This window comes from Streptomyces sp. C, from assembly GCF_000158895.1.
Classification (GTDB): domain Bacteria; phylum Actinomycetota; class Actinomycetes; order Streptomycetales; family Streptomycetaceae; genus Streptomyces; species Streptomyces racemochromogenes.
In genome coordinates this window covers 255,934-258,740 of sequence record NZ_GG657750.1, presented here as the reverse complement: position 1 = coordinate 258,740, position 2,807 = coordinate 255,934, and the positions used below count along the sequence as shown (strand labels likewise).

Sequence of the window (2,807 nt, the reverse complement as noted above, 5' to 3'; positions counted from 1 at the left end):
TCGTGGTCCGGGCCGGCCCGTACCGTTCGACGGCGGCCGCGACGGCGATGGCCAGCCGCTCCAGCAGCACCTCGTCGAGCGGCCCGGCCGGCCCCGGCCGTTCCAGCCACACCGAGCCGATCTCCTCCTCGTCGAGGACGACCGGCACCGACCCGGACACCGGCGCGGGCGACGCCCCCCGCGGAGCCTCGCCGCCGTCGGGGGAGACACGGATCGTCCGGTCCGTCCCGTACAGCCGGATCCCGGCGGCGCACTCGGCCAGCCCCGCCGAGGCCCGGGCGAGCGCGGGCAGGTCCACCCGCCGGCGCATCAGCGTGTCGTAGAACGCGACGATGCGGAGCGCCCCGTCCACGTACGGATCGAGTCCCGACAGCCGTACGGCGAGTGCCTCCATGGCGCAAGCATAGAAGGCCCGCCCGGCCGGCAGGGGGCGCCGATCGGCGCGCGATCGGGCCCGGATGCCCGACGGACGGCGGGCGACCCGGCACCGCCCGCCCCGTGAGGATGTCCGTCATGGACCCCGAACTCGAAGCATTCGTACCCTTCTTCCCCAAGACCGACCTCGGCGACCCGGTCGCCGCCCGCAAGAGCTTCGCCGAACTGGCCTCCGCCATACCGGCACCCGATGCCGCGGACATGGAGGTCGAGGACCGCACCGTCGCCGCCGACCCCGACGTGGCCGTACGCGTCTACCGCCCGCACGGCGCCGAGGGCGCCGTCGTGTGGATGCACGGCGGTGGATTCACCATGGGCGACCTCGACACCGAGCACCCCTGGGCCAGCCGCATCGCCGCCGGCTCCGGAGCCGTGGTGATCTCGGTGGACTACCGCCTCGCCCCCGAACACCCCTTCCCCGCCGCCCTGGACGACGCGTACGCCGTCCTCGCCTGGACCGTCGAGAACGCCGCCGGCCTCGGCATCGACCCCGCCCGCATCGCGGTCGGCGGCCACAGCGCCGGCGCCAACCTCGCGGCCGCGGTCGCCCTGCGGGCCCGCGACCACCACGGGCCGGCGATCCGCTTCCAGCTGCTCAACCAGCCGGGCCTCGACGACCGCCAGGAAAGCTGGTCGGCCCGGAACTTCACCGACACGCCCTGGTTCTACCGCGACAAGGCCACCGCCGGCTGGCGGCACTACCTGGGCCCCGGCCCCGGACCCGCGACCCCGTACGCCGCGCCGGCCCGGGCGACCGACCTGTCCGGCCTGCCCCCGGCCTACATCTCCACCGCGGAGTTCGACCCGAACCGCGACGAGGGCCTCGACTACGGGCTGCGCCTGCTCCGGGCGGGCGTACCGGTCGAGATCCACCAGTGGCCCGGCACCTTCCACGGTTCGCAGGCCCTCCTGTCCGCCGAGGTGTCCCAGCGCCAGAACGCCGAACTCGGCGCCGTCCTGCGCCGCGCCCTCGCCGGCTGAACCGTCCACCACCCCCGAAAGGAGCACCACCATGCCGACCCGACCGAAGAAGCTCCGCCTCGCCCTGTGCGCGGGCGCGGCCGTACTCACCACCGCCGCACCCGCCGTGGCGGCCCCCGCCCCGCACGGAACCACCGCGACCGTGACCCCCGCGCAGCTGCGGGCCGCCATGGACGCCGTCCACCGGGCGGGCGTGCCCGGGGTGTACGGCGAGGTACGCGTCGCCGGCCGGACCTGGCGCGGCGCGTCCGGGGCCGCCGACGTCACGACCGGCCGCCCCGTCACCGCGGACCTGCGCCACCGCGTCGGCAGCGTCACCAAGACCTTCACCGCCGTCGCCGTCATGCAGCAGGTCGAGCGGGGCCGGATCCTGCTCGACGCGCCGATCGGCGACCACCTCCCCGACCTGGTGCCGGGGGAGCGCGGCAGGAAGATCACCGTACGGATGCTCCTCAACCACACCAGCGGCCTCCCCGACTACATCCCCTACGCCTTCCCGTCCCTCCGGTCCGGCTCGCCCGCCAGCCTCGACGACAACCGCTTCCGGCGCTTCCGCCCCGCCGAACTGATCGAGCTGGGCCTCGCGGCACCGCCCGCGGGCGAGCCCGGCGGCCCGACGGGCGCGTACTCCAACACCAACTACCTGCTGCTCGGCGAGCTCCTGGAACGGGTCACCGGCACCCCGGCACAGGAGTACATCACCCGCGACGTGATCCGGCGCGCCGGCCTGCGGCACACCGGATTCCCGTCCGGCCCGGACATCGAAGGACCCCACTCCCTCATGTACGAAGCCGCGTTCGGCCTCCTCGACCCGCCGCGCGACTACAGCGTCTACGACATGTCCTGGGCCGGGACGGGCGCCGCCCTCGTGTCGACCATGGCGGACCTCAACCGGTTCTACGCCCAGCTCCTCGACGGCAGGATCGTCAGCCGCGCCTCCCTGGAGCAGATGCAGCGCACCGTCCCCGTCGTCCGCGACCTGGACGGCACGACCACGACCATCCAGTACGGCCTGGGCCTCCACAAGGTCACCGTCCCGGGCTGCGGCACCTTCTGGGGCCACGACGGCTCGGTCTGGGGAGCCGGAACGATGTCCCTGACCCGCGCCGACGGCAGGCGCCAGATGTCCGTGGCCGTCAACCTCCAGCGGTGGAGCGCCCCGGACCCCACCGGCGGCCGGCCGCCGCACCCCATCGACGCCGCCCTGACCGAGCTCTACGGCGAAGCGATGTGCGACGGGACGAACACCGGCGGGCACGGCACCCCCTAGGGTCTGTCGTCAAACTCCCGTCTGCCCCGCGACGCCTGGCACGCGCTCTCGCCGCACCGGGCGAAAGCCCAAGTACGTCCAGTACGCGGGCTTCCGCCCGGCGCACCGAGAGCACGCACCA

2 protein-coding genes and 1 pseudogene are annotated in these 2,807 nt (G+C 74.5%); 2 read left to right on the top strand and 1 reads right to left on the bottom strand.

Translation table 11 applies throughout. The features are described 5' to 3' along the window. Positions 1-394 (bottom strand): annotated as a pseudogene (locus SSNG_RS01370) (PucR family transcriptional regulator); the annotation flags it as partial. A gap of 119 nt (positions 395-513) precedes the next feature. Here SSNG_RS01370 and SSNG_RS01365 point away from each other — a divergent pair. Then, positions 514-1,416: an alpha/beta hydrolase gene (locus SSNG_RS01365; RefSeq protein ID WP_050779820.1), complete on the top strand. Its 903-nt coding sequence runs from the start codon at positions 514-516 to the stop codon at positions 1,414-1,416. A 31-nt stretch (positions 1,417-1,447) separates the two neighbouring features. Then, complete coding sequence (locus SSNG_RS01360) at positions 1,448-2,686, top strand: serine hydrolase domain-containing protein (RefSeq protein ID WP_128636823.1); 1,239 nt, start codon at positions 1,448-1,450, stop codon at positions 2,684-2,686. Positions 2,687-2,807 lie beyond the last annotated feature (121 nt).

Bases quoted from the DNA above. Each gene is read 5' to 3' on its own strand.
- SSNG_RS01365 (WP_050779820.1), top strand. From the start codon at position 514: ATGGACCCCGAACTCGAAGCATTCGTACCCTTCTTCCCCAAGACCGAC.
- SSNG_RS01360 (WP_128636823.1), top strand. From the start codon at position 1,448: ATGCCGACCCGACCGAAGAAGCTCCGCCTCGCCCTGTGCGCGGGCGCG.